Origin of the sequence: Gimesia panareensis (assembly GCF_007748155.1) — a bacterium.
Lineage (GTDB): Bacteria > Planctomycetota > Planctomycetia > Planctomycetales > Planctomycetaceae > Gimesia > Gimesia panareensis.
The window spans coordinates 2,866,037-2,885,955 of the sequence record NZ_CP037421.1 but is presented as its reverse complement, the minus strand read 5'-3'; the positions used below and the strand labels follow the sequence as shown (position 1 = coordinate 2,885,955).

The following is a 19,919-nucleotide window of genomic DNA, read 5'->3' as shown; positions in this document are numbered from 1 at the left end:
AAAAATTGCGATATTTAAGTTAAAATAGTATCGAGTTCCCCTCCGTCCCGCCGTCGCGTCAGGCTTCACCCTTGCCAGGCTGAGGTGGCGAAATCAGTTGATTACGAATACAAACAAAAAAACGCCTGAACCCCAAGCCGGGATTCAGGCGTTTTTAGTTTTCTCAACGTGTCTTCGTCTGACACAAGTAGCGGTGGAGGGACTCGAACCCCCGACACGCGGATTATGATTCCGCTGCTCTAACCAACTGAGCTACACCGCCGGATGGTGTTGGGGTCTGTACTCAATGCAGACACTCCTATCCTACTGGAAGTTCGGGCGGGAGAAAAGGTTTCTCCGGTGCTAACTTCCTTAGATATCTCACGTTATCGGCAAAAAAGCCGGTGAGAAGTCGCAAGATTAACAAAATCCTGTGGGTACGCAAGTCAACCGCCGTTTTCATTCGAAAATGTCGCAGAAATTCGTTGATTGTGAGGCTTTTCCGGGGGCGTTATACTCCAATCTGCTCATTTGATACCCCTGAATCTTGCTCTGGAGTGCTCGCATGAAGAAATGGCTCTGTTCCGGTCTGGTGTTCTCGCTGCTGTTCCTCTCTCCTACGTTGGTGCGGTCCGCCCCGCCCAGTCAAGCGGCCCCTGCTCTGCAGACCGTGACGAAAACGACTGTGTTTGAAAAAGGAGAAGCCGGCTATCACGGGTTTCGCATCCCGGCCCTGCTGGTGACTCCCAAGGGGACGCTGCTGGCGTTTGCCGAGGCGCGGAAGAATAACCTGGGCGACAGCGGGGATATTGATCTGGTCCTCAAGCGGAGCAGCGACAACGGGAAGACCTGGTCTCCCCTCGCGGTGCTCTGGAATGATGGGGAGAACACGTGTGGGAATCCCTGTCCGGTGGTGGATGAGTCAACCGGGCGGATCTGGCTGCCGCTGACCTGGAATCATGGTAAGGACCATGAGAAGCAGATCAAGGCGAAGACCGGTCGGGATACGCGGCGGGTCTATATGAGTTATTCCGATGATGACGGCCAGTCCTGGAAGCCACCTTATGAAGTGACGGAGACGACCAAGAAGCCGGAGTGGACCTGGTATGCGACCGGGCCAGGCAACGGGATTCAGCTGACGCGCGGTCCGCACAAAGGACGGCTGGTGATTCCCTGCGATCATAATGTGACGCTGGACGGCAAGGTGGTGCGGCGGTCGCATGCGATTTATTCGGATGATCATGGCAAGACGTGGCAGTTGAGTGAGCCGATCGGCGAAAAGACGAATGAATGCGCGGTCGTGGAACTGGCCGACGGGCGGCTGCAGATGAATATGCGAAGCTATCACGGGAAGAACCGGCGGGCGATTGCCTATTCCGACGACGGCGGGGCGACCTGGTCCGAGGTGACGCTCGACCCGACGCTGATTGAGCCGGTCTGCCAGGCGAGTCTGATTCGCGTCTCTTTTCCCAAATATGGAACGCCGGGGAAGATTCTGTTCAGCAACCCCGCCAGTAAAAAACGGGAGAAGATGACGGTCCGGTTGAGCAAAGACGACGGGCAGACCTGGGTGGCGGCGCGACTGGTAACGCCGGGGTCGGCCGCGTATTCCTCTCTGGCTTTGTTGAAAAATGGTCAGGCCGGTCTGTTGTATGAGCGGGACGGTTATCAGAAAATCGAATTCGTGGCGTTTGATTTAAAACAGTTTGTTGCCGGACGTTAGGTTAGGGTGTGGTTCTGGTCGAGAGATCGCGTCTGGACCACAGCGGATAACCGGGGCTAACGCCCTGCGGCTAATGGCTGCATATGTTAGCAGGTGTCCTCTCCCGGGCTCCTTACTATTTTCTGAAAGATGAAGTGACTGCCGATGGATACCTTACTCGATCGTTTTCTGCGTTATGTCAAAGTCGATACCCAGTCGGACGAGACCAGTCCCTCATTTCCGAGCACGAAGAAGCAGCTGGTGTTGAGCAAGATGCTGTGCGAAGAGTGTGAGCAGCTGGGGCTGGAAGATGTGACGATCAACGAGTACGGCATCGTGATGGCGACGGTTCCCGGCAACGTTGATGGAGATGTGCCCGCCATCGGCTGGGTGGCTCATGTAGATACGTCGCCCGAATTTTCGGGGACGAACGTGAAACCAGTCGTACATGAAAATTACGACGGGAGCGATCTGGTGCTGCCCGGCGATCCGTCGCGCGTGTTGCGGGTCAGTGAGGAACCCCGGCTGAAACAGATGGTGGGGAAAACCGTAATTACGACGGACGGGACCACGCTGCTGGGGGCCGATGATAAATCGGGCGTGGCCGTGATGATGTCGGCGGCAGCACAGCTGATGGGCGATCCATCGATTCTTCACGGCCCGATCCGGCTTTGCTTCACCTGTGACGAAGAGATCGGTCGTGGGATTGAGAAGCTGAATCTGGAGGCGTTCGGCGTCTGCTGTGCTTATACGCTCGACAGTGACGGGAGTGGACGGATCGATTCGGAAACGTTCTCAGCCGATCAGGCGGTGATTACCGTGCGGGGGGTGAATACGCATCCTTCGGTCGGTAAAGGCGTGATGGTGAATGCGATTCGGATTCTGAGCGATCTGATCTCATCCTTGCCGACCGAGACGTTGAGTCCGGAAACGACGGACGGGCGGGATGGATTTATTCACCCCTATCATATTGAAGGGGGCGTGGCGGAAGCGTCGGCCCGGCTGATCCTGCGGGATTTTGAAACGGAAAAACTGGCCGAGTATGCCGGGCTGCTGGATTCACTGGCCGAGCCGCTACGGCAGAAGTTTCCACGGGCGGAGATCAAGATTGAAGTGCATAAGCAGTACCGCAACATGCGGGACGGGCTGGTGAAAGAGCCACGGGCGCTCGAGAAAGCGATCGAAGCGACGCGTGCCGCGGGCCTGGAGCCGAAGCTGGATATCATTCGGGGTGGAACCGACGGCAGCCTGCTGACTGAGAAGGGACTGCCGACGCCCAATCTTTCCAGCGGACAGCATAACCCCCATTCCCCGCTGGAGTGGACGACCGTGGAAGAGATGCAGCAGGCCGTTGATGTGTTAGTGCAACTGGCGATTCTCTGGGGCGAGGAACGTTGATGTTTTTCACGCGTTGTTGAGGATTTCTGGCAACCTCCGCGCATTTTTTTCGGATCGGCTCGATCTGATTCCGGTTATTCCGCCTGTGGAATCTGGTGAATTCACCAAGACCTTGTGCATTCTGCTGCGCCTGATGTAGTAACGAGTTAAGACAATTCGTACCTGAAGGAAATCTCCGTGAGGCGCGCCAGTATCGCGCATGAATTTTAAACTGTAGCGATTGGAGAGGTTCTGCCGCATCTTCGTGAAAACGATTGTTTGACCACCGTTTTTTTGTGGCTTATGTTAAACATATCGGCAAGCTACCTGTTTAAATATTCGTTGTGCAGCTTTGTTGTACAACGCGGTTCGATGTTTTGAATCCCGGTTACTTTGTTGGGCCCTGATTGTGGTGGCCTTCAGTTGCGGGAGGAGTGCATCGATATAGAGGGGGAACAATGTTTTCATCTACCAAGACGCGACTTCTTAAGTGGTTACACTCGAGTCAACTGTGGGTTTTACTACTGGGATGTCTGCTGACAGTCAATACGACTGTGGCTTACGCAGATCCCGGGGCCCTGCCTATCGTCATTCCGGTGACTCAGAGCCAGGCGATTGCCAAAGGCGAAGAGTTCGAACGGACGCGGCAGTGGATCAAGGCCATTGAGCATTACGAAGATGCACTTAAAGAATGGCCGGACAACGACAGCATTAAATACGGGCTGCGACGTGCCAAGATTCATTTCGGCATTGATCGCCGCTACCAGGACGTCAGCTTTACCAGGGTGATTCTGGTCCAGTCCCGTCGCGATTCATTTATTCTGTACGATGAAATTCTGGCGAAGATCCAGTCGCATTTCGTCGATCCGTTGAGCACGACCTCGTTTGTCGCTCATGGAACGGAAAGCCTCTACCTCGCTCTGGCCAACGATCAGTTTGTGAAGACACATCTGCGGGGAGTCCCCCCGGAGAAGATTCGCAAAGTGCGTCGGCTCCTGAGAGAGAACTACTGGAACAAAGGTGTAAACGGCTTCCATGGTGCCCATCAGCTGATCAACGAGGTCTGTGACCTGTCGTATCAGAATCTGGGACTGCGGGACTCGGCTGTGATTGCGGAATACACGTTCGGTGGCTGTAATGCCCTGGACGATTACAGCAGCTTTCTGACACCCGATCGCCTGGGCGATCTGTATGACAATATCGAAGGTGAGTTTGTCGGCATCGGTATCGAAATGAAAGCCGAGATCGGTGAAGGCATGCTGCTGATCAACGTGCTGCCAGAGAGCCCTGCGGAAGCTGCGGGTGTGCTGGCCGGCGATCATATCGTCAGCATCGATGGCACAGACTGTCGTCACATGACGACCGATGCAGCAGCGAATCTGTTGCGGGGAACGTCCGGCAGCCAGGTGGTTCTGGAACTGGAAAGTCCCGAGACTGAAAAGATCCGTTCAGCACGCGTGACCCGCAAGGCAGTTCAGGTGAAAAGTTTTCCGGTTGTGAAAATGCTCGATCGTGAAAACGGGATCGGTTATATCAAAATGGCCGGTTTCCAGAAGACCTCTGCTGCGGAGCTGGATGCGGCCCTGCAGAAACTGCACGGCGAAGGCATGCGGTCGCTGATCTGGGACGTGCGTGGCAATCCTGGTGGACTGCTCTCCGCGGCTGTGGAAGTGCTGGATCGATTCATTGAGGAAGGAAAACTGGTTTCGACCAAAGGTCGGGTTTCCGATCAGAACTGGAGCTACACGGCTCACCGCCCTGGTACCTGGAAAATTCCACTGGTATTATTAGTGGATGGGAACAGTGCGAGTGCCAGTGAGATTGTGGCCGGTGCCCTGACCGATCATCGACGGGCGACCGTGATTGGCCGCAAGACTTATGGTAAATGGTCGGTACAGAGTATCTTTCCGATTCGTGGATCCACGGGTTTGCGTCTGACGACGGCTAAATTCTATTCGCCTCATGGAAACACTTATGGTAAGATCGGGATCAAACCCGGAATCACGGTTGAAAAGGATGAACTGCGGACGGCCATGTATGGGGCGTCACAGGACCAGAAACTGGCAGCAGATTCTGATATCAAGCGTGGCTTACAAATCCTGCAAAGGCAATATGCTGTAACACCATGATGGATGAACGTGCCGCCTGGCTGACACAGGGAACAGGAACAACGCCCAGCCTCCGCTGGTCGTTTTCCACCGAAGCGCCACTCCTGGCGCTCGACCTGGCACGTGAAACCGGAGAAATACTGGCCGCCGATATTTCCGGCGGCCTTTATTTATTGGATCGGCAGGGACAGTTCCTGCATCTGAATCGCGGGATCAAGGATGTGCAGCTGGTGCACTGGAGCGATCACGGGAAACGGGGCGCGGCGATCTATTCCGACAACAATATCTGTTGTTTCGACCGCGACCTGAATGTAATCTGGGCCATCTCCTTCTCCGTTGAGTGCCTGGCGATCGCCATGGATTCGTACGGCGACTATGTTGCCGTCAGCCTGGCGAGCGGAAAAACGATCCTGATTGATTCTCAGAAAAAGAAGGTCGCCAGCTTTGAGACCATGAAACCGCTGAGTTACCTCGAATTTCAGATGACCGAGCCCCGGTTGCTCGGTGCTGCTGAAAATGGTCTCGTCTGCTGTCACGATCTGGACGGCAACTGCATCTGGAACGAGAAGCACTGGTCGAACTGTGGCGGGCTGGCGATGTCGGGAGACGGCAAGCGGATTTACCTGGCCGGATTTAATTACGGTATTCTGATTTTCGACCATGAGGGAGATTCGGCGGGAACACTGGTATTTGAGGGAACGCCGAAGGTCCTCGCCTGTGATTTTAACGGCAACCGGATTGTGACCGCGACGATCGAGCAGGAGCTGTACTGGCTCAACCAGGAGGGCAAACTGCTCTGGGGGGGCATGATTCCGGATGAGGCCATCGAGGTGGCCTGCGACCCCTTCGGGTTGTGGTGCGTCTGTGGAACAAAGTCGGGCCTGGTGCAGTGCCTGGACTGGACCGATTCGATTTGAGAGAGGTCCGGGGAGAAACGGGGACCTGTGGTGATGTGCACTGCCCTGTATTATTGGTCAGGAATGCAGAAAACCGCGAGGGTCTATTTTGACTCTCCCCATCCAAATGCTTATGATATAAGATCTTCCAGCAGCATTTAATTTGCGTCACACTTTCAGTTCCTGTTGATTCAAACAACCGGGCGCACACGGGCAATGCGTTTTTAAATCGGGCGAAACAGACATTTCTGGGGCAGGCGATGGCCAAGCGGAATAAAGACACTCCTGAAAAGAAAAAGCGCCAGTCTGCACGCGTGCCCAAAATGGAATCACTGGGAAAATACCAGATCGAAAAAGAGATTGGTGCCGGCGGGATGGGAGCGGTCTTCCTGGCCAAAGACACGACACTGAACCGTCTGGCGGCGCTGAAAATACTACCCCGCGACAAGGCGGAAAACCCGGTCCTGGTAAAACGTTTCAAAGCCGAAGGTCAGGCAGCCGCCCATCTGAGGCATGAGAATATCGTCTCGGTCTACGATGCGGGAGAAGAAGACGGGTATCTCTACATCGCGCTGGAGTATGTCGAGGGGACCGACCTGCACAACCTGATCGGGAAACGGAACCGGATTCCGGTCCGGCGTTCGCTGGAGATCATCACCCAGGTGACCGAAGCGCTGGCGCATGCCTATCAGCAGGGCATCGTGCACCGGGATATCAAGCCGGCGAATATCCTGATCCGCCAGGATGGCGTGGTGAAGCTGACCGACCTGGGACTGGCCCGGTCGATCGACGACAATACCGAAACGAGTATCACCCGGGCCGGGACGACGGTGGGAACCGTCGACTACATGGCACCGGAGCAGGCGCGGGACAGTAAGGCGGCCGACATCCGCAGCGATATCTATTCACTGGGCTGCACCTGGTATCACATGCTGACCGGGCGGGCGCCCTTCTCTGAAGGGAGTCTGACGAACAAGCTGGCCGCGCATGCAACCACTCCCCCGCCCGACCCGCGGGAGTTGAACGAACGCGTGCCCGAAGGGATCGTGGCGATCATTCACCGAATGATGGCCAAGTCGAAGAATGACCGTTACCAGACTCCGGAAGAGCTGCTGGAAGATCTGAAGAATCCGAACCTGAAGCGTTCGAACGTGGATAACAATGTGCTGGAAGCGCTGGCCAGCGATGAGTCGGACAGTGAGCAACCCACGCGCGAAGTCGATGTCCTGCCCCCGGCTGAGAGCAGTGACTTTCAGATCAATCAGTTCATTCCCGATTACAGCAGTCCCGCTGAAGAGGACGAAGACCATTCAGCGGAAGATGGTGGTAACCGTCTCAGTACCAGTTTCGATCTGCAGCAACTGGCGGGAGAAGTGGAACTGGAGTCCGATGTGACGGTGCCGGGGCTCCAACGTCCAGCGAAGTCCACCCCCGACAAAAAGAGCGCCAGGTCAAAGTCGGGGCCACAAAAAACGGTGGATCGTACGCGAACCCGCAGGCCGGCTCAGGAACCTGAGGAAGAAGAGGGTTCCGTTATTTCCGATTCCGCGATGAAGACCCGGCAGGCAGGTCGCTCCCGGAAGTCGGAGCCTGAATCATCGCAGGTCAAGCGCAGCAAGCCGGCGTCATCCTCACCCTCTTCGAAAGGCAAAAAACAGACAAAGCCAGAACCGGCCCGACGCACTGCAAAACGGAAATCGGTTCGGGAGACTTCTCCCGTCATGGAGTCGGAATCGTCCGCTTCCGAGAGCCAGATCTCTCTCGATTACAGGCAGATCGGACTCGTGCTGGGGGGCTTACTGCTGTTGATCCTGTTGATCTGGTGGGGGATCAGCAGCATGGGATCCGGAGGGGGACAACCCCAGGGACCGGGCAGTAATCCATTTGATCCCAATGCCGAGAGTCAGCCGGTTGGTGGAAACGAACCGGTGGCCGCTGCTGATCCGAAAGGTTCAGATTCAGAACCGGAAATGGAGACGGCTGAGACTAAAGCCGAGGTCACAGAAGCGCCTGAAAAACAGGTGAAACCCAAAGCCTCTTCGAAGTGGGGAGACGTCTCCGTGCGGGGGCAGGAGCAGCAGTATCTGCCCGCATGGGGGAACGGTTTTTCGACACTGACAGGCCCCAAAGCCAGCGGTCTGGAATCCCGTCTGCCTTTACTCAAGGTCGCGCGGGGGGCAGCATCAGAGGGAATCTGGGGGAGCCTGGACGAGGCGCTCGAAGAAGTGTCTTCCCGGGGAGCGGTGATTCGCCTGTACGGCGAGGGACCGTTCCAGTTGAGCCCGCAGCGACTCAATGGGATTCCGCAGCTGATTATTATGGCCGCGGATTCGGGACAGAAGAAGCCGACGGTGATTCTGATTGCGGAGAGCGGGTCTGAGCCGGAAGCGATTACCGATTACTTTACATTTTCAAAAGGCCTGTTGCGTCTGCAGGGGATTCATTTCCTGTGTGATGCCAGTCGTCTCTCGGGCAGTGGTGAGTGTAATCTGCTGGCCTTGCAGCAGAGTGACCTGACGTTTCAGGAGTGTTCTTTTTCCCTGACTGGGAACAGTCAGCGTCATTTGCGGTTGATCAATTCAACCGGACCACCGCGGACGGATACTGAGCGTCCGGAGGGGGAGTCGCGAATCCTGCTGGAAAATTCGGTGATCACCGGCCAGCAGATGGAAGTCCTGCACGTCGATCAGCCCTACTCCGATGTAATGATCTCCAACTGTTACCTGTCCGTCACCGGCGCTCCCTGTCTGGAACTGGCCGGTTTGAATCCCAATCTGGATACGAGTTCCCTGTTACAAGTACGTGAGGTGCCCCGCGCGCTGCGTGTGTTTTCCAGCACGCTGGTTTCAGATCAGTCCATCTTCAAGCTCACCGGGCCACTGCAGAAACAGGATAATTCCGCTGCGGAGAAAACGGAGGGCATCAAGACGCAGACCGACCTGATTGTGATCAACTCCGTACTGGTGGGGGATCCGAAAGCAAAACAGGCTGCGATGCTGACACTGGTCGACTGGCCTCAGGATAAACTGCGTCAGCAGAGTAAGAGCCGGTTTGAAGATCTGAATCTTCAGCTGGAAAGTGCCATGTTCTGGGGCTGGCCTTTGTATTTAAAATCGACCGAGCCGGGAAACCCGCAGAGTGTCTTCGAGGTCGATGCCCATCGGACCTGGCAGCAGAGCTGGGGGAAACCGGTCGCGGTCGAAGCTTTCGATGCTGATCTCCCCTCGAAATATGCAGCCCTGCGTACGCCTGCTTTTGACAGGAAGCTGCTTGATTTTTCCAAAGTGAAAAGCGTCCACCAGGTTTCTACCGGCGGGATTGTCCCCGGCTGTGATCCCCAGCGGCTGTCGACGCTCTCTGCAGGACAGCAGGAGCGGATTCAGGCGTATGTGAATCAGCCCCGGATTGGACCTTCAATCGCGAGTCAGTTTAAGCAGGCCAAAACGGTTTCGTTTGACATGTCGAAAGGCAATCTGAATGATTTCCTCAATAGCTCTGCTGTATCCGGTCCGACCCGGGTCAACGTGACCGGACAGGGGGTCTGTTACACGGCACCGCTGGAACTGGAAAATAAACAGGTACGCCTGAATTTTGCTTCCCCTTCCGATGGCACACCGTTGATCGTAGAGCTGAAGCTGCTGCCTTCTGCCGTGAAATCGCGGAATCGGGGTACCGGGGTGAATTCCTTCATTGCTCTGAAGAATTCCACACTGGCAATCGAAGGCGGAAAATTTCGTATTGCGGCGGACCGCAAGGGAGTCGTGCCGCGGCATTTTGTGTCGCTGCAGAACAGTCAACTGGCGCTGGAAGATTCCGCACTGGATGCGATGCTGCTGAATGACAAACGCTTTCAGTCTGTTGTGCAGGTGAAGGCGGGAGCAGCCGGCAAACCAAATCAGGTGCTGCTGGAGCGGACCTATCTGTCCGCCTCGGGAACGGTAGTGGATTCAGAGGCGACGCAGCTGGATCTGGATGTGAATCAAAGCCTGTTGTTGAGCCTGAATGATCTGTTTTCGTTGTCTGTTAAACCGTCGACCCGCGCGAACGTGCGTGTTTCTCTCAACCAGAGCACGCTGGCACCCCGGGAATCGGTCTTCGCCTTCCGGCAGGCGGGCGGCAAAGGGCAGACGGGGGATTCCGCGGCCCGGATTTTTGCAGAAGAATGTCTGTTTCTCCCTTCACCGGCAGTCTCGGGGAATCGTTCTGAATTTTCAACCACCGCTTCCCTGCTCCGTCTGCCAGAGAATCTGCAGAGTCAGAAACTGGTGGAGTGGTGGGGATCTGCGAATGGCTATATGGTCGAACGACTGAAGGCGCTGGGGGATTCCGGTTCGTTGTCGGGCGGAGAATTTGAACAGACCCTGTCTCGACTGTTCGGGAACCTGGCAGAGCAGCATTCGCTAACGATACCAGGGGGGATTCTATTGCAGGACCAGAAACTGCCGCCGCTCGTGAAAATTCAGCCGACGCACTTTAAACTGCTCCCCGCCTGTAAAGCGGCCACCTGGACTGATCTGAAACAGCCGCTGGGGGCAGATCCGGTGGCGCTGCAGGCCATGATCGAAGGGAAACCTGAGGATCGGGAAAAGGCAGCGCGGAAAAGACGGTCATTCTGACCCGTCCTCTCAGAGATTGGAGAGTGTGGCCTGGGGATGATCTTCATCCAGGCGTGGCACGGTGAGCGTGAAACGAGAGCCCTTGCCTGCTTCACTCTCGATGCTGATTTCCCCACCATGTTCGCGGATGATTTTCTGGCTGACTGCCAGTCCAATGCCGGTCCCGCGGGCGCCCTTGGTCGATTCAAACAGGTTGAAAATCTTGCTGATCTGGTCCTCGGGGATACCGGGGCCATTGTCGGAAACCATGATCAGGATCTGGTCCGGCTTGGCCAGATACCGCGTTTCCAGCAGGACAATCCCCTGCTCCAGCCCTTCGACGGCGTCGATGGCGTTGATCACAATATTCAGGATCGCCCGGTGGATGCCTTCGTGGTCGAAGACCGATTCCGGCAGATCCGGGTCGGGTTCGCATTTCAACTGCACCCCGCACTCTTCAGCGCGGGCCTGCATCAGTTCATAGACGTCCTTGACCGGCGTGTTGATGGAACCGGCCTCCAGGGCGGGCTTGCGCTCGGTGCTGAAGGTCAGCATGTCCATCACCAGGTGATAGATCTTATTCTGATTTTTCTCGACGATGTTCCAGCCTTTGCGGACCAGATCTTCTTCGGACTTGTTCAGACCCATGTCGATCAGGTAGCTGCCCCCGCGAACGCCCTGCAGGATGTTTTTGATATGGTGGCTCAAAGTGGCGATGGTCTGCCCCATGGCGGCAAAGCGTTCGGCTTTCAACATCGCATTCTGGAAGCGGTAGTTTTCAATGGCCAGTGCCGACTGGCGGCCAATGGCAACGAGCAGCCGCAGATGCTCTTCGCTGAATTTTTCCACGGCACCGTTTTTGAGGAGCATCTCGGGATGCGAAGTGGTGGTGTCGACATAGATCACGCCCATCAGCTCGTGGCGGCCCTGCATGGGAACGCACATTGCTTCCCGGATACCCGCCTGCAGAATACTGCGGCCCCCTTCGAACCGCTGATCGCGCTGGGCATCTGAGGTGCGGACCCCCTGTTTTTTGTTGAGGACGTAGTCGACGATACTGTGGGAAACCGGCATGCGGGCACCGGACTTCTTCTCGGCCCGGCTGCTGAAAATCTGGGGCTGGATTTCACCGGTATGGGGATCGGTAATCAGCATACAGCCGCGGTCGGCGCCCACCGTGTTGATGGTCAGGTCGAGAATGCGTTTGAGCAGCTCTTCCTGGGAAATCGTCGGACTGACTGCCGCTTCGGTGATTCGATACAGGGCCTGCAGATCGTTCTGGACTTCCTGCTGCTGAATGATGCCCGACACATCTGCTGTATCCAGCACGACGGAGTCAAACTCGTGATTCACCTCATGTGTGATGCTGGACTGGTTCGGATCCTCGCTGCTGATCAGGTCGATCTTTTCCGCCATGTAGCGGGAATCTTCGTCGATGGCCTGGCTGGAAAACAGCAGCAGACTGCGGCCAATCTGGATGTGATCACCGTTACTGAGCCGTGTGGACTGGATCTGGGTTCCGTTGACCATCGTGCCATTGGAACTGTTCTGGTCGGTGATGATGTAGGAGCCATTCTTATATGTGATCATGGCATGCTGGCGGGAGGCTTCCGTATCCAGAATCCGGATCTCGTTTCTGACCCCTCTGCCGACGCCCGCCGGTTCGGTTCCCAGCTGGAAACGGGTCCCCAGGTCAACGCCCTGGATCACCAGCAACGTTGCTTTCCCCGTTTCTTGTGTGTTTTCTATCAGCCTTTTCATTGTATCTGATTCTCAGTCGATGACTGGACCTGCTCACTCAGGTAAACGGACTCTGCACCGAATGCCTGCATCCTCAGTGGTGAAACGTCGATTCCATTTGCAGTTTGATTCAGTATGGGAGCGATCGGAAAACGGTTTCGTTTGCCTGTGTCCCCCTGGAAGGGAAATCTGTTTCAGAAAAGTCCCTATGCAGAATCATATCCCAACCGGGAGCGCTGTTCAAATCCCAACTTCTGTTTCGCGTGAGATCGGCAGTGAGAAACTGGGGTCTACTGGAGCGACCGGGGCTGGTTCAGCAGACTTTCGATTGAGTCAATCAGTTCAGCGTATTGAAATGGCTGCACGAGAAAGCGTGTGGATGGCTCTGCCTGATTGGTAGAAGGCACTTTCACTGAACCGATGACGACTTTGGGGATTTCGTCCCAGCCAGGCTGGTCTTTGGAAGAGGCTGCTAAATCATCGTCATGCAGGACGACGATACTGGGCAGATCCTGCTCTGCGATCAGATTGCCGGTCTGCGGTTTGCGGATGCGATTGACGCGGCATCCCTGGGGCTCCAGGACCGCTTTGAGGACTTCTTCTGTTTCGTGCAGTCCATCCAGGACGACAACATGCTGACCATTTACCACTTGAGGGTTCCTTCCCATGACCACGGTAAGCCTGATGAACTTACTAAATCCATTTCGTCAATCAGGCAGGTCGGAAAGATAGCCAGTTCTAAATCTTGTGTCAAAATCAGTTACGAGAACTGAAATTGCGATTTTGGAATTATGTAAACTTTACAACCGGCGGGTGGCGGTTCGATGCTTGCCTGTTTTACCAGGCGCTCGGAGCCGGGAAGTTTTCGTTGTACAGAGGTTCCTGGTTGATGTAATTGTCTTCCCGTCTCAAACTGTCCAGTTGCAGCTGACGTTGTTCGTTCCTCAGGTCCTCGCTGGAGATACGGTCTCTGATTTCGGCCAGCGGTGCGACGTATTTCGGCTGTTTGACTTTGACATCGGTGGGATAGAACACGCCCCGCTCCTCTGGAACAGCGGTGGCAGCAGACCCGGCTGCGGAAGCGACCGCGGTTTCCGGATAGATGCGTTTGTGATAGGTGCTGCTGAATCCGGCGGGCTGGTGATAGTCGGGAATGGTTCGGCAGCCGACCTGCAGACAGGCCAGCCCGAGCAGAATCAGAATGTATCTGCTGTGATGCAGCACCGAAATCCCTTTCGACCAATAGGAAAAGCGGTCCTCAGAGAGAGGACCGCTTTCGTAATATCGGCAATTCAGGGGAAACCTGTCGATTAAAAATCAGACAAATCCCGGAACCGGTGCTTAACCTTTGGCGGCAGCGTATCGCTTGGCGACTTCATCCCAGTTAATCACATTGAAAAATGCGGAGATGTAGTCAGGACGCTTGTTCTGGTAGTTTAGGTAGTATGCGTGTTCCCAGACGTCCAGTCCCAGAATCGGGGTGCGACCTTCGGAGAGCGGAGTGTCCTGGTTGGGAGTGCTTTCGACAACCAGCTTGCCACCGTCAACAGAGAGCCAGGCCCAGCCACTGCCGAAGCGGGTGGCAGCAGCGTTGGCGAACTGTTCCTTGAATGCATCAAAGCTGCCGAAGGTGGAGTTGATGTCATCGCCGAGGTCACCACTGGGGGTTCCACCGCCACTGGGAGACATGACGGTCCAGAACAGGCTGTGGTTAGCGTGTCCGCCGCCGTTGTTACGGATGGCAGTGCGAATGCCTTCCGGAACCGCGCTCAGGTCGCTCATCAGGTCTTCGATGGACTTTGCAGCCAGATCGCTGTGCCCTTCCAGGGCTGCGTTGGCTTTGGAAATGTAAGCCTGGTGATGCTTGGTGTGATGGATTTCCATCGTGCGGGCATCGATGTGAGGCTCCAGTGCATCGTAGGCATAGGGCAGGTCAGGAAGTGAGTAAGACATACGACAAACTCCTTTGTGTTTCGGTGTAAGTAGTCTAGAGTTGTAAGTGACTTTACGTATATTGCCCGGCGTATCAAATCCAGAGGATCAGAAGAGATAGACCGGATTCGTGTGCAAATACATCCTTCCCCTCCATTGTAGAGGATTATCAGATTCTCACAACCAACAGGTCGTTAAGTTTTCACATTGTTGCCTGCTGCTGACTCTGAGTGGTCCTGCATAGTTGACCTTTAACTGGTGAGTTCTACAATGAAACCGTGCCCAGTAAAATTCGACAGAATTCTCCGGATTTGTAAAGGATCTGATTATGCACAGGAAAGCTCTGGTTGCTTTACCGGTATTTAATGAAGAACGACATGTGATCGAGGTTTTGACCGAAGTCCGCAAGTACGCCGAGGCGATTCTGGTCGTCGACGATGGTTCTTCGGATCGGACGCCGGAACTGTTGAAAGAAGTGTCGGGCATCGAAGTCCTCACGCATCCGGAAAATCGGGGATATGGTGCCGCTTTAAAAAGTGCCTTCGATTATGCCGTGGCGCACCAGGCTGAATATGACGTACTGGTGACGATTGACTGTGATGGTCAGCACGAGCCGACCCTGCTTCCGAATCTCGTGCGTCAGATGCGGGAACGGCCCGCCGATGATCCGATTGATATGCTTTCCGGCAGTCGTTACCTGAAGCAGTTTGACGGTGCCAGCATTCCCCCCGAAGACCGCCGTCAGATCAACGTCGCTGTGACAAAGCGGATCAACGAGCAACTGGGGTTCGAACTGACTGATGCCTTTTGCGGTCTGAAAGCGTACCGCGTGGAAGCCCTGGCGAAATTCAACGTGACCGACCTGGGGTATGCAATGCCGCTGCAGTTGTGGGTGCAGGCGGCTGCAGAGGGGATGAAGATCGTCGAGTTCCCGGTGCCGCTGGTTTACCTGGAAGAAGAACGCAGCTTCGGCGGCTCGCTCGATGATGCGATCAAACGCAAAGCCTACTACGATGAAGTGCTCGATCGGGAGATGCAGGCAGCCGGCCTGACCTGCTGTGCCTCTGAGTGTTGTAACGATCGTACCGATTCTTACTGCGACTGATCTGCCGGCAATTCCGCTCAGATCAGTCTGCTTAGATGCATCACCTGTTTTCCCTCTGAATTCGATTCAAAAGGACTCGACAATCCGTTGTGAACCGTTCAAACTGGAAGACGCTCAACCATACCGCTCCGGCGGATATTTTGTTATGATGGGGCCGTTGCTTTCAGCAAGTGCTCGCGCACGGTTGGAACAGTCTGACGGTTTCTCTCGCCTGCCCGTACCTGATTTTGATCCATTCCGCACTCCATTAAAGCGTTGAAATGTCATCAGTGACTCAATTTCCCTGTCAGAATCCTGAATCCCGATTTGCCTCCCCTGCCGCAGCGGTTCCGGAGCCGGTCTGGGAAAAACAGGATCTGCGCGTGCCCCGCTACGACGATGTGGTCTTTTCCCGCCCCGATCTCTCGCAGATCATCGGCGATGCCGAAGAGAATCGTCGTATGTTTGACGCCTGTTCGCGGGAACGCAGCGGAAAGATCATTTCCTGTCTGCGGAGCTGGGCCCGCAAAGCGGTGTTGGAAGAGGCAGCTCGCTACACAGCTGAGCTGACGGGAAACGCTGTTGAACTGCCTGCGGATCTTGACGAACGCCTGCTGTATATCTCAGGGCATCAGCCTGCCCTGTTCCATCCCGGCGTCTGGGTGAAGAATCTGCTGGTCGGAAAAGTCGCCCGCCAGACCGCGGGGCTCAGCCTGAATCTGATTGTCGACAATGATCTGGTCAGCACGACTTCGATTCGCGTCCCCCAGGGAACCCGATCTGCTCCCGAATTGACTGAGATCCCCTTCGACGAAACCATCGAGAAAAAGCCCTGGGAAGAGACCACGATTCAGAACCGGGAACTGTTCCGTTCATTTGAAAAGCGTGTCACCGAAGCACTGGAGCAGTGGCCCGATCTGGGAACGCCCCTGCTCAAGCAGGTCTGGCCGGCTGCGGTTGCCCAGATGGAGGTTTCCGATCGCCTGGCCGACTGTCTGTCAGCGGCCCGTCACGAGATGGAATCACAGTGGGGCGTGGAAAATCTGGAACTGCCGATCAGTCGCATGTGCCAGACGGGACCGTTTCTCTGGTTCGCCTGTTATCTGTTTCAGAATGCGAGTGCGTTTCGTCAGATTCACAATGAAGTGCTGGGTGAATATCGCAAGGTCAACCGGGTCCGCAGTAAAACACATCCGGTGCCCGAACTCTCCGAGTCAGAGGGCTGGGTCGAAACGCCGTTCTGGGTCTGGCAGGCTGGTGCGACACGCAGACACCAGTTACTCGTCAAGCGAGAAGCAGAACAGGTTCTGCTGTCTGATGGGACGCGTGAAATTGCCCGGTTGCCGCTGCAGGAACAGTGTGATCTGTCGGCTGCCATCGAAGTCTTGAAACAACTGCCCGCCCAGGGCATTCGCCTGCGAACACGGGCATTGACCACGACCCTGTTTGCCCGGCTGTTTCTGGGCGACCTGTTTGTGCATGGGATTGGCGGTGCCAAGTATGATGAAATGACCGATCGGATTTTTACCCGGTTTTTCCATCTGACCCCTCCGCGGTATCTGACACTGTCTGCCACCCGGTATCTGCCGTTCTGTGAAGCCTTTGATGTGCAGCAGTGCGATGAAACCTGTCTGAGGCATATTCTGCGGGACCTGGATTTTAATTCAGACCGGCATCTGAATCCGGAACAGCGTGAGGCAGCGGCTTCGCTGCTCGAACGGAAGGAAGCCCTGATTCGTGAACAGCAGGCTGCCCCGGACCCGGAACAGAGTCCAGCTGCCCGCAGGCGAAACAACCGGCATCGCTTCCGCGAATTACGCGATGTGGATGCCGAACTGGCTGAAATGACCACGCAACTGCGCCGGCAGGTCGAAGAAGATCTGGCCGCGATCCAGAAACAGCGGCAGGCCAACCAGGTCATTCAGAGCCGCGAGCTTTCGTTTGTGCTCTACCCCGAAACAACGTTGAAGTCGCTATTCGACAAGCTGGTGGTTGAGTAACAGCGACGCCTGTCGCTGGCACAATTCCCCAGGGCGAGTCTCTTAATTCGAACGGACCATACCAATGGCCGCCCAACCGGGGCCAGGTAGCGTTTCTTAATTCGGATGTGATATACCAAAGTCGTTTCAACCGGGGCTAACGCCCTGCGGCTAATTAGTCTTTTCTGTTGTCATTGTTCCTGAAAACAAGGGCAACGATACAGCATCGGACGCTGTTCATTCTCAACTGGGTAAAGTAAAGTCCTCTGAGTCACTCTCAGTGCTATTTAATGAACGTTACCCGCCTCCCCCTGTTACTCCCCTGCTTTGCGAATCCGCTCAAACAGGAACTGATGTCGGGCATTGAACAGCCGGCGGTATCCCAGCAGCACGGAAATGACCGTGCCGAGCGCGGTGCCGGATGCGATCAGAAACATGATCACGATCTGATATTTGACCGACTCCAGCGGACTGGCACCGGCGAGGATCTGACCGGTCATCATACCGGGCAGCGAGACCAGTCCGACGACCATCATGGAATTGATGATCGGTGTCATGCCGGCCCGGACCGCGTTCTGCAGCGCTTCGCGGGCGGCTTCATTGCGGGTGGCTCCCAGTGTCAGCTTCAGTTCCACCTCGGCCCGGCGGAGGACCAGTTCTTCACTGAGGCGATCGAGTCCCAGCGAGATGCCGTTCAGCGTGTTCCCCAGAATCATCCCCAGTAACGGGATCAGGTATTGGGCCGGATTATTCGACCAGCTGTGGGGAGGGATGACGACGGTGAGTGCAAAGCCGGTGACCAGCCAGGAACTGACGAAGACAGCCACGGTACTGTTGAGCCAGATGCCGGGATAGCGGCGCTGGGAGCGCTGGACCGCGGTCAGTCCCGCGATGAGCGTCATGGTAAACATCAGCGCGCCAATCACGGACCACCAGGAAAGCTGGAAGATCCAGTCCAGGACCAGACCGATCAACAGCAACTGGATGACCGTACGAATGGAAGCGAGCAGCAGCCGCTTCTCCATATCCAACTTGAGCCAGACAGAGATGATGCCGTTGACCAGCACCAGAGTGGTGGCGAGTACCAGATTGAGTGTCGTTAAGTCATACATGCAATTGGCCTGAAGCGAGGTCGTGTTTCTTAATTCGGATGGTATTTACCAAAGTCGTTTCAACCGGGGCTAACGCCCTGCGGCTAATTTTGCTTTTCTGCTGTTGAAGTCCTGAAAACAAGAGTAAGAGCATACCCTCGGCCACGGTGAATACTTACATAGCTAACGCTGTCGACCTCATGGTCACGCTGAAAACTATTAAATAAACGCTACCTGGTGCCGTAAACGGGGCAACGGCAACCTGGAACGATTGACGTTCCGGTATTCTACCGCGGGATTCTTCATTTTTTTATCCTAGGAGCTTAACCGGATCTTTAATTTACGTGTTTTCGAGGTTTTTGTGAATTCGCAATACCTTAACTTTCCATTCATCAGCAGCGAATAATTATCTGGTAGTATCCCGCGTCATAATGAAATCAGAAACAGAAGAAATGCACACAGCCGGAGTTGTGCCAGGCATGCAGGGCATGCGTTTTCGCGGAGCAATGTCATTAAGGAGGATGATATGATCGTGTCCGAGGAGCGGGAATCCACAACGGCTGGGCGGGAGATTCGAACGATTTTTGTCAGTGATGTGCATCTGGGATGCATGCACTCGCGGGCAGAGGAATTTCTGGCATTTCTCAAGGCACACAATCCCGAGTCCCTGTATCTGGTGGGGGATTTGATCGACGGCTGGAAGCTTCGCAAGAAATGGCGCTGGCCGGAAAGCTACAATGCGATTCTCGATCGCGTGGAAGAGCTGAGTGCGGCCGGAACCGAAGTTTTCTATACGCCCGGAAATCATGATAATTTCCTGCGTGATTTCGGCAAGCGGTTCGGCTTTGTGACGCTCTCTGATGAGTTCGTGCATGTCACTGCCGACGGGCGACGCTTCCTGATTATTCACGGTGATCAGTTCGATAAGTTCGAGACGGGGGCCCAGTGGCTTTCCGTGCTGGGCTCGTTTGCCTATGACGTGCTGCTGTCGGCCAACACTCTGTTTAATCGACTGTTTCGACGCAAGGGGGAGGCTAAGTTCGCGCTCTCGTCAGCGATCAAATCGCGGGTCAAACAGCTGATGCGGTTCATCAGCGACTTCGAAGAAAAACTGGCCAGCCATGCCCGCAAGCGATTGTGTGAAGGCATTATCTGCGGGCACATTCATGCCCCGAATATTCTCGATATTGACGGGGTTAACTACTGCAACACCGGGGACTGGGTAGAGCACTGCACGGCCCTGATTGAATACAGTGACGGTGCGATGGAGATTGTCTACTACGACCAGAATATCGCACCGGTCAAAAAGCCAATTGTGAAAACCAGGGCCGCGGATCAGAATGTGATTCCGCAGGTCGAGGCCGAAATGTCAGGCCTGCTAAGCCGGTTCTGGAAACGTTGTCATTCACTCGGACTGATCAGACGCTGATCTATCT

General features: G+C 55.3%; 13 protein-coding genes and 1 tRNA gene. 8 read left to right on the top strand and 6 right to left on the bottom strand.

Going from position 1 to position 19,919, the window contains the following annotated elements:
* Positions 1-188: 188 nt before the first annotated feature.
* Positions 189-262, bottom strand: a tRNA-Met gene (locus Enr10x_RS10895).
* Positions 263-544: 282 nt separating this feature from the next.
* Between Enr10x_RS10895 and Enr10x_RS10890 the strand changes: the two genes are divergently transcribed.
* The 5 genes from Enr10x_RS10890 to Enr10x_RS10870 all read left to right on the top strand — a co-directional run bounded on the left by Enr10x_RS10890 (position 545) and on the right by Enr10x_RS10870 (position 10,678).
* Entirely contained in the window at positions 545-1,702 is a 1,158-nt protein-coding gene (locus Enr10x_RS10890; protein WP_145108064.1) for a sialidase family protein, read from the top strand.
* A 144-nt stretch (positions 1,703-1,846) separates the two neighbouring features.
* A complete protein-coding gene (gene pepT, locus Enr10x_RS10885; RefSeq protein WP_145108067.1) occupies positions 1,847-3,079 on the top strand; it encodes a peptidase T in 1,233 nt (410 codons plus the stop codon).
* A gap of 437 nt (positions 3,080-3,516) precedes the next feature.
* Positions 3,517-5,187: a S41 family peptidase gene (locus Enr10x_RS10880; protein WP_232093308.1), complete on the top strand. Its 1,671-nt coding sequence runs from the start codon at positions 3,517-3,519 to the stop codon at positions 5,185-5,187.
* Positions 5,184-6,083, top strand: coding sequence for a WD40 repeat domain-containing protein (locus Enr10x_RS10875; protein WP_145108070.1), 900 nt, complete (start codon positions 5,184-5,186; stop codon positions 6,081-6,083). The genes Enr10x_RS10880 and Enr10x_RS10875 overlap by 4 nt, the downstream gene beginning before the upstream one ends.
* A 239-nt stretch (positions 6,084-6,322) precedes the next feature.
* Positions 6,323-10,678, top strand: a complete 4,356-nt coding sequence (locus tag Enr10x_RS10870) for a serine/threonine protein kinase (protein WP_145108074.1) — start codon at positions 6,323-6,325, stop codon at positions 10,676-10,678.
* 9 nt (positions 10,679-10,687) lie between these two features.
* On the opposite strand, the gene Enr10x_RS10865 is transcribed toward Enr10x_RS10870, so the two are convergent.
* From Enr10x_RS10865 to Enr10x_RS10850, 4 genes are all read right to left on the bottom strand, one after another.
* A complete protein-coding gene (locus tag Enr10x_RS10865) occupies positions 10,688-12,418 on the bottom strand; it encodes an ATP-binding protein (RefSeq protein WP_145108076.1) in 1,731 nt (576 codons plus the stop codon).
* A gap of 269 nt (positions 12,419-12,687) precedes the next feature.
* On the bottom strand, positions 12,688-13,047 hold the full coding sequence (locus Enr10x_RS10860) for a response regulator (protein WP_145108079.1): 360 nt from the start codon (positions 13,045-13,047) through the stop codon (positions 12,688-12,690).
* 187 nt (positions 13,048-13,234) lie between these two features.
* Positions 13,235-13,621: a hypothetical protein gene (locus Enr10x_RS10855; RefSeq protein ID WP_145108082.1), complete on the bottom strand. Its 387-nt coding sequence runs from the start codon at positions 13,619-13,621 to the stop codon at positions 13,235-13,237.
* 117 nt (positions 13,622-13,738) lie between these two features.
* On the bottom strand, positions 13,739-14,350 hold the full coding sequence (locus tag Enr10x_RS10850; protein ID WP_145108084.1) for a superoxide dismutase: 612 nt from the start codon (positions 14,348-14,350) through the stop codon (positions 13,739-13,741).
* A gap of 307 nt (positions 14,351-14,657) precedes the next feature.
* Between Enr10x_RS10850 and Enr10x_RS10845 the strand changes: the two genes are divergently transcribed.
* Entirely contained in the window at positions 14,658-15,434 is a 777-nt protein-coding gene (locus Enr10x_RS10845; protein WP_145108087.1) for a glycosyltransferase family 2 protein, read from the top strand.
* A 269-nt stretch (positions 15,435-15,703) separates the two neighbouring features.
* Entirely contained in the window at positions 15,704-17,413 is a 1,710-nt protein-coding gene (locus Enr10x_RS10840) for a hypothetical protein (protein WP_145449044.1), read from the top strand.
* Positions 17,414-17,706: 293 nt separating this feature from the next.
* Here the strand turns inward: Enr10x_RS10840 and Enr10x_RS10835 are convergent, their stop codons facing one another.
* Positions 17,707-18,504 (bottom strand): ABC transporter permease, encoded by a 798-nt coding sequence (locus Enr10x_RS10835; RefSeq protein WP_145108093.1) that lies wholly within the window; start codon positions 18,502-18,504, stop codon positions 17,707-17,709.
* Positions 18,505-19,009: 505 nt separating this feature from the next.
* Between Enr10x_RS10835 and Enr10x_RS10830 the strand changes: the two genes are divergently transcribed.
* A complete protein-coding gene (locus tag Enr10x_RS10830) occupies positions 19,010-19,912 on the top strand; it encodes a UDP-2,3-diacylglucosamine diphosphatase (RefSeq protein ID WP_145108096.1) in 903 nt (300 codons plus the stop codon).
* The last annotated feature ends 7 nt before the right edge of the window (positions 19,913-19,919 follow it).

Coding starts and splice junctions, on each gene's coding strand:
- Enr10x_RS10845 (WP_145108087.1), top strand. CDS start 14,658: ATGCACAGGAAAGCTCTGGTTGCTTTACCGGTATTTAATGAAGAACGA.
- Enr10x_RS10865 (WP_145108076.1), bottom strand. CDS start 12,418: ATGAAAAGGCTGATAGAAAACACACAAGAAACGGGGAAAGCAACGTTG.
- Enr10x_RS10835 (WP_145108093.1), bottom strand. CDS start 18,504: ATGTATGACTTAACGACACTCAATCTGGTACTCGCCACCACTCTGGTG.
- Enr10x_RS10890 (WP_145108064.1), top strand. CDS start 545: ATGAAGAAATGGCTCTGTTCCGGTCTGGTGTTCTCGCTGCTGTTCCTC.
- Enr10x_RS10850 (WP_145108084.1), bottom strand. CDS start 14,350: ATGTCTTACTCACTTCCTGACCTGCCCTATGCCTACGATGCACTGGAG.
- pepT (WP_145108067.1), top strand. CDS start 1,847: ATGGATACCTTACTCGATCGTTTTCTGCGTTATGTCAAAGTCGATACC.
- Enr10x_RS10830 (WP_145108096.1), top strand. CDS start 19,010: ATGATCGTGTCCGAGGAGCGGGAATCCACAACGGCTGGGCGGGAGATT.
- Enr10x_RS10875 (WP_145108070.1), top strand. CDS start 5,184: ATGATGGATGAACGTGCCGCCTGGCTGACACAGGGAACAGGAACAACG.
- Enr10x_RS10870 (WP_145108074.1), top strand. CDS start 6,323: ATGGCCAAGCGGAATAAAGACACTCCTGAAAAGAAAAAGCGCCAGTCT.
- Enr10x_RS10880 (WP_232093308.1), top strand. CDS start 3,517: ATGTTTTCATCTACCAAGACGCGACTTCTTAAGTGGTTACACTCGAGT.